Consider the following 8,271-nt stretch of genomic DNA (forward strand, 5'->3'; position numbering starts at 1 on the left):
TCAGAGAATAGCAAAATAACAGAAAGAGATTAATATAATAAAGACTGAAATATGAAAACACTCAAATATGCCTGGCGCTTCCTGATACGCTCCAAATCATATACGATTATTAATCTACTGGGGCTGGCCTTCAGTCTGGCATGTTGCATTATTCTATTCCGCTATATTCACAGGGAATTGACAGTGGATAGCCATTGCATTGACCGGGAACAGGTTTATGGTGTCAAAGCGGATATGGGTGGCAATAAATATTTAAGTATGCTTATTAATAGGGGAGATAGCAGCCTTATCGATCAACGCTACATCAATAAGCAGAGCAGCTTCATTCCGTTGGAGAAAGACCATATAATGGTTGGGGCAAATCGGTTTCCTTCGCGAATCATCGTAACAGACAGTATCTTTTTTCAGCTATTCCGCTACCCGGTGGTGCAGGGAAATATTACATTACCTTCTCCGCACTCCGCTTTAATTACAGAGGCATTTGCCCACAAGCTCTTCGGTAAGGAGAATCCGGTAGGTAAAATCATCCGTTGTTCTAATGGAAAGGACATAACCATTGAGGGTGTATTGGGTAATCCCGGAAACAAGACTTTCCTGCAGTTCGATGTAGTATTGTCTAAAGCCTTATCTGATAATTGGGAACGTATGGCTATAGACTTGTTTTCATTCATGCCGGGCACTGATATAAATAAGCTAAACAAAACAGGTAGTATCCCAAGATATATAAACTCGCCCGAAAGCGGTGATACGCGTACTTATACTTATTCTTTGATTCCCGTCAAACAATTCTATTGGGATAGCTCCATCAGTAATGAGGAGACATTGATGTTCTCTGCCGGCAGCTATTCCCATCTGTGGATTATGATAGGAGTATGCCTATTAGTGCTATTAGCAGGTATTATTAATTTCATCAATATCTATCTGGTTGTCATGCTCCGGAGGGGAAAAGAATACGGATTGAAAAAGGTGTTCGGTGCAAGGGGTAAAGAACTATTTCTTAATATATGGATAGAGAATACTTTGTTGGTATCAGCCGCTATGCTCATAGCTTGGGTGTTTGTAGAAGTAAGTACTGTGCCAGTGAGAAATCTTTTCAATCATCAGTTTAGCTATACGACATTTGACTGGCAATTATCATTAGGCATATTGGTAGTACTCCCATTGGTTACTTCTCTTTATCCATTCATCAAATACAATTATACTCCCCCTATTGTCTCCATCCGTTCTATAGGTTCGGAAAGTCGTTCAATACATTCACGGATCCTATTTCTGGGGATTCAGTACGTACTCACTTTTTTATTGGTAGTAATCTCGCTTTATTTCAATAATCAACTGAATATGTTGCTTAGTACCGAACCGGGGTTTCGTACCAAAGATATTATCATTGCTCAGCTGACTTACGAATCAAAGGATTTTAATACTTACACGGAAGAGAGCATGAAACAACAGCAGGAGCGAGTGAACGCATTAAATAAGGAGCTTTCTTCCTGTCCCTATATAGAAGATTTTGAGACTAGCTATATTGACATTCTTAAAGGAGATTATGGCAGTGATTATATAAACGAGCAAGGGAAGAAGATCTACCTGAATATGCGTCTTGCCACGCCTCATTTTTTTCGGGTCTATGATATTAAATTTATCGAAGGCGAGCTCCCCGATTTATCAGATAAAGGCTTTTTCGGAGTTCTGGTGGTGAATAAGGCAGCTATGAAAGCCTTAAACTACACCACTTGTCAGGGTGCCAGCATAGAAAATCCCCTGAAAAGAGGAAACGAATCCAAAACCCAACCCATTGTAGCGGTGGTAGATGATTACTACAACGGACATTTAACTTTAGGAAAGAAACCTACTGTTTATATGGTGAGCAATCAGATGAGCGGCGATGTCTATCAGATAGCCTGTGTGCCGGGTAAAAAGAAAGAAGTGCTTGAGTTCCTACGTAAAACGGAATTAAAGATTTATGGCAGTGAAGATTTTGAATACAGCATTCTGGAGGAAGACGTAAAAGCAATCTATGCCCAGGACAGACAAACAAGCATTATTTATTCCGTTTTTGCTTGTATTGCGATTATAATTGTAGGTCTCGGGCTATTCGGTATTTCTCTGTTTGATATCCGACAGCGATATCGGGAAATAGCCATCCGCAAAGTAAACGGAGCACAATTGAGAAATCTGTATGTAGTTCTGTTCCGCAAGTACATTTGGGTAATAGGAATTTCCATATTGATTACCATACCTTTATCCTATTACCTGATATACATCTATACGCAAGATTTTGTAGTGAAAGCTCCTATCAGCATATTCATTTATTCCATAGCCATACTGGTAGTTTCTGGCATTTCGTTAGGTACATTGCTCTGGCAAGTGAATAAAGCTGCACGGATTAATCCGGCAAAAATTATGAAAAGCGAATAAGAAATAAAATATAACTAAAATATAGAAAGACTGAAATATGAAAACACTCAAATACGCCTGGCGCTTCCTGATACGCTCCAAGTCATATACGATCATTAATGTCATTGGTCTGGCACTCAGCCTGGCATGTACCATCATATTAGTACGCTACATTCACCGTGAGTTGCAAGTGAACACGCACTGCACCCATGCTGAAAGGACTTTTATCCCGCTACGGGAAATTGATGGCAATGTATTCCCTGGCAGTGTGAATAAAGACAGTGGTGCAGATACGGTTTACTACGCTCCCGAAGCCATAGAAAAGAGAAGTTACTTCATCACACTGGACAATGACAATGTAACCATCGATGAGAAACCTTATACCGTCCAAGCATTGGTAGCAGACACAGCATTCTTGCACTTCTTTCACTACCCATTGAAAGGTAAACACATAGAAGCGCCTGAAGAAGTACTCATTACCCGTCAGTTTGCCAAACGTGTGTTCGGAGATAAGAATCCTATAGGACAAACGATAGGATACTCCGGAGGCAAGCTGTTGACGATCTGTGGTATATTGGAAGAACCGGCATGCAAATCTTCGCTAACATTTGATGTACTGATAAATCTGGATCTGAAAACCAGAAGAGAGTGGAGCAAAATGTATATAGAAATCCTGCGTTTTATGCCCGGAGTAGATGTAGATGCCATTAATGCTATCAGCCATGTGAAGCGACAAACAGAATGGGGATATATGGTGAGTTACGACTTTATTCCTGTCAGCCAACTCTACTGGAATAAAGGATTGGCTGCCATGGCCGATCAACCGAATATGTGGCATTATAGCAGTCGTTCGCACATTCTGGTACTTATGGGAGTATGCCTGTTATTATTGCTGGCAGGCATACTAAACTTCGTCAACATCTATCTGGTTTTTATGCTGAAACGTTCCAAGGAGTATGGTATCAAGAAAGTATTCGGCATCCGTGGACGTGCACTCTTCCTCCAGTTATGGACGGAAAATATGTTGATGATCGTCATCTCGCTGCTGCTGGCCTGGTTCTTTATCGAAATATTTTCGGGATATGCCAGCAGGTTGCTGGGCAGCGATGTACCTTATACGGCTTTCGACTGGCAACTGTCGCTCGGTGTGCTGGTGCTTTTGCCACTACTCACTACTGTATATCCTTTTATCAAATACAATTATCTGCCACCCATCGTGTCCATACGTTCCATCGGAAGTTCACGGCATTCTGTCGCTACACGTACGGTTTTCCTGTTTATCCAGTATAGCATCACTCTTTTGCTGATAGTCCTCTCTCTATACTTCAGCAGCCACCTCCGTTTCCTGCAAAATACCCCTCCGGGATTCAAGACGGAAGGCATACTTTATGCCAATCTGATTCCTACCCCCAAGAGCTGGGGAGGTGAAAGTGAAGCCGAAAGAAAACAGCGCTGGCAGAATACGACTACCATCCGGCAAAAACTGGATGAATGTCCTTTCATAGAACGGTGGTTCTGTGGCGATCCCTCGCAAAGTGGCATCCTCAGTAGCGGAGGCAGTACGACACTTATTAATGATAAAGACGTGAAGCTAAATATGATGGTGATGTATATACCGGCGGATTTCTTCAAGCTGTATGAACTGCAAGCAGTACAAGGTACATTGCCGGGGAAAGTGGAGGCAAAGGATTATTCAGAGAATGTAGTTGTTATGAATGAGGCAGCTTTGAAAGCATTCGGTTATACGAAGCAGGAAGAAGCATTCGTAAGAGGAGAACAGGCACTCTGGATAACTTCCTCAATGGACGGAAAAATAGTAGAAGGCGGCCTGTCTTTGATGCCTGTAGGAACTGTCATCAAAGATTACTATACCGGCCATCTTACAGCCGGAAAGAAACCCGTGGTATACATCGTGACACCCGGTTACGGTGGAGCACAATTCCAAATAGCCTGTAAGGCCGGTAAGGAAAAGGAACTTATCAAATATTTGCAAGACACAAGAGAGGAGATTTTTCATGCGGAAGAGTTCGACTATCACTGGCTGAAAGAAGATGTTCAGGCCCTGTATGACGACGACCGCCGTGTAGCAACCGTGTTTACATTGTTTGCCACCATCTCTATTTTTGTTTCGGTATTGGGATTATTCGGACTTTCCTTATTCGACATCCGCCAACGCTACCGCGAGATAGCCATCCGCAAAGTGAATGGGGCACAATTGAAAAATCTGTATTCCGTTCTATTCCGCAAGTATATATGGGTGATAGCCGGTGCAGCATTGCTGACCATACCTTTATCTTATTATCTGATATACATCTATACACGGGATTTTATAGTGAAAGCTCCTGTTAGTATATTTATCTACCTGATCGCTATATTAGTGGTGGCAGGCATTTCGTTGGGAACATTGTTCTGGCAGGTGAATAAAGCAACCCGCATCAATCCGGCAACAATCATGAAAGCAGAATAAAGAGGTTAGTTATGATACACCATTATTTAAAAATAGCATATCGGAATCTGTTGAAGTACAGAACGCAAAGTATCATCAGTATCATCGGACTGGCAATCGGTCTGGCATGTTTTGCACTGTCTACATTCTGGGTGCAATATGAAATAACTTATGATGATTTCCATAAGGATGCAGAACGCATTTATTTGGTACGAATGAACGATTGCCACTTTGGAGGGCACTACTCTGACTTTGTGCCCTACGCGTTGGGGAATCATTTAAAAACGACTTACACTGAAATAGAAGATTTCTGTGCATCAGGTCAGAATACTCTATTCATTAAAAATGGGAAACAGATTACGGAATATCCGATGTTAATGCCTGATACAACTTTCATCCGTATGATGGATATAAAAGTTCTGGAGGGTGACAACCAATTCTTTTTATCCACCTCACCGGAAAAGAGCGGGATAGCCATTACAGAAAAAGCTGCTCAAGACTTGTTCGGTACTACCAGAGTGATTGGAGAGACCATAACAGACAATAACCGTCGGTACGAGTATCGCATAAGCGCCATTGTCAGCGATTGGGGAGAGCATTCTAACTTTAAATATGCTTTTATGGGGCGTACCAATAATGATACTTCATGGGATAACGCCAATTACAGGATGCTGATAAAAATAAAGCCCGGAACAAATGTGGATGTACTTTTAGAAAAAATGAATCAGCACTTTCCGGATGAACTCAAAAAGAACAGCTATGGTGTAACCGGATATACACGTTTCTATCTGGAGCCCATTACCTCACTGCGTTATGCGGATGAATTTATTCGTGGAGACGAACAAATAGTACGGTTCCGTTACATTGTTTATTTCTCCATCACAGGAGTGCTTATCATTCTGTGCGCATTAATCAACTATTTAACGATTTATATCGACTGTTTTCGCTCGCGTAAACGGGAAATGGCACTACGCAAAGTAAATGGAGCATCCGAACGTTCGTTATTGGCATTACTTAGTACGGACTTTCTATTTACTATTCTATTGGCTTCACTCTTAGGGATGTTCTTCGTGGAATTACTAAAACCCTGGTTCTTGCAATATTCCATGATTGTCGATACAGATATATCCATTTATGGGAATTGCATATTATACGTCGCAGGTATGTCAGTATTGGCTTTTATAGTGGCGCTATGTTCTGTTTACCTATTCCGCCGTCACTCATTGCAGAATACACTTCATAGTACTCAAATGAGTATAATGGGACATATATGCCGTAAGGGAAGCATTGTAATACAGCTTGTTGTTTGCCTTACATTTATACTTTGTACTGTCATTATGCAAATGCAACTTTATCATTTGCGTAATGTAGATATGGGAATGGATTATCGGAACCGTGCTTCCTTGGGCATCTGGATGAATGTGGACATGAATGTATGGGCAGAGAAGATAAAAGCGTTACCCATGGTAACTGAAGTTGTACGGCCTGTTTACTGGCCGCTCATCAGTATGGGTTCTTATTCAGCTTTTGAGGTAGATTCCTGGGACGGATTGAATGGGACAACTGAAAACCCAATGGGTATAGATGAGATTCTGGCAGGAGAGGAGTTCTTCAAATTCTATAACATGCAACTGGTAGCAGGAGAATGGATATCGGATAAGTCGGATATCCGTGAAGTTAATATCATGGAAACGACAGCACGCACTATGGGATGGACACCTGAAGAAGCTATCAGCAAACACATCTTTTACTGCAATAAAGAAGTGGAACCTATGACTGTGATCGGAGTCATAAAAGACTGTGCATACAGATCGCCTTCCAAGGACCTGCCTCATACTGTATTTGTCAATACCAATAAATCACAGTGGATGTGGCCGCGTTGCTTTGTCCTCTTCAAGTATAAACCGGGAACCTGGGAAGAATGTCGTCGTAGCATCGAGGAAATGCAGCAAGCTGAACTTCCCGACCGCAAATTATTTCTGGACAGCGAGGAAGAACGATATAATAAGTACCTGCAATCAGAAGATGCATTATCCAGTCTATTGGGATTCTCTGCAATTGTTTGTATCCTGATATCTATATTCGGCATATATTCATTGGTATCATTGACATGCGAACAACGCCGGAAAGAAATAGCTATCCGCAAAGTAAATGGGGCTACTATCAGCAATATCCTGAGCATCTTCTTTAAAGAATACGCAATGCTATTGATCGTATCTTCATTGATAGCTTTCCCTGCCGGTTATACTATTATGAAGCACTGGATAGAGACGTACAATCGTCAGGTAAGTATAGGAGCATTACCGTTCATCCTCATTTTTGCAGGGATAGCAATGGTTATCACCATAAGTATCAGCTGGCGCGTATGGCAGGCAGCACGGCAGAATCCGGCGGAAGTGATTAAAGAATAAAAACGATTTGTATCCTTTGGGAGTATAATTATAAGAAGCAATGTCGTGATGCAGAACTAGCAATCTCGTAATGTGGAATATTGCTAGTTTTGCATCACGACATTGCTTCTTATGTTCCGTTTAAGGCAGGGGTTGGCTATGCCTTGACTTACCATATTATTTCTCACGTACTTTTATTGAATAAATATAACAAATCCAAAACTAATAAAAGACTTGTTAGGGTTCAAAATAGGGTCAGGGTCACTTATAGCCCCATTTGTAGGTGATTTTTAACTCCACTAGTCAATATTGCATTGATATACAGATAGTTGATTTTAGACAGTTTTTACAAAAAACAAATTCCCATAGATTCGAAATATTGTAATGCGAACGATTCTTTATGAGTAAATGTTTGATACAAAAAACAGAAAAGTGAAGCAAAAGTAATAAAGAGTGGATTATAAAATCTGATTCCTTGGTAATTTGGCGCCATATCAGTGCTTTTATTTTACACCAAATTAAAATATTCTATTCATTTGAGCAGAATTTGGGGGTATAAGTGACCCTGACCCTATTTTGAACCCTTAACACCACATATTTCTTTCTATTTTTAGACTATAAAACACTGATATACAATAGTTAGTCCATCATCAAGGAGTGTATTCATGAGTGCATCTAATGCATGGTTTTTTAGAGAAAAGTAGAAGCATCTTCCCGATTATTAAAAGAGAAAAAACGCTACACCTGTTCACAGCTAGATTATTACTTCATCAAAAGTTAAGAAGTTATAGTCAGAGCCTATAACTATTCTTTGTGATTTTAAATGTACCATTTGTGCGAATATGCACTATTTTTGTGCAGTATAGCACACTAAAGCAATATTACTAAAACAAATATTTACCTGAAAAACAATCTGTTATAACTTTGGCACGAGATTTGAATCTTAATCTAAAAAAGAAATTCACTTTGATATATAATCTTGTGAATGGCATCAGTAAAATAATGCGTGAACTAATATATAGCTATGATACAGCACTTTTT

General features: G+C 40.4%; 3 protein-coding genes. All 3 read left to right on the forward strand.

What is annotated here, in order from left to right:
• Positions 1–51 precede the first annotated feature (51 nt).
• Genes BACCELL_RS21460 through BACCELL_RS21470 form a run of 3 tightly spaced genes read left to right on the forward strand, consistent with a single transcriptional unit; the run spans position 52 to position 7,251 of the window.
• The gene (locus BACCELL_RS21460) at positions 52–2,415 is read left to right on the forward strand and encodes an ABC transporter permease (protein ID WP_007214180.1); all 2,364 of its coding nucleotides are present in this window, start codon (positions 52–54) and stop codon (positions 2,413–2,415) included.
• A 37-nt stretch (positions 2,416–2,452) separates the two neighbouring features.
• Positions 2,453–4,861 (forward strand): ABC transporter permease, encoded by a 2,409-nt coding sequence (locus BACCELL_RS21465; protein ID WP_007214181.1) that lies wholly within the window; start codon positions 2,453–2,455, stop codon positions 4,859–4,861.
• 11 nt (positions 4,862–4,872) lie between these two features.
• A complete protein-coding gene (locus tag BACCELL_RS21470) occupies positions 4,873–7,251 on the forward strand; it encodes an ABC transporter permease (RefSeq protein WP_007214182.1) in 2,379 nt (792 codons plus the stop codon).
• Positions 7,252–8,271: the final 1,020 nt, after the last annotated feature.

The sequence above is a fragment of the Bacteroides cellulosilyticus DSM 14838 genome (genome assembly GCF_000158035.1).
Classification (GTDB): Bacteria; Bacteroidota; Bacteroidia; order Bacteroidales; family Bacteroidaceae; genus Bacteroides; species Bacteroides cellulosilyticus.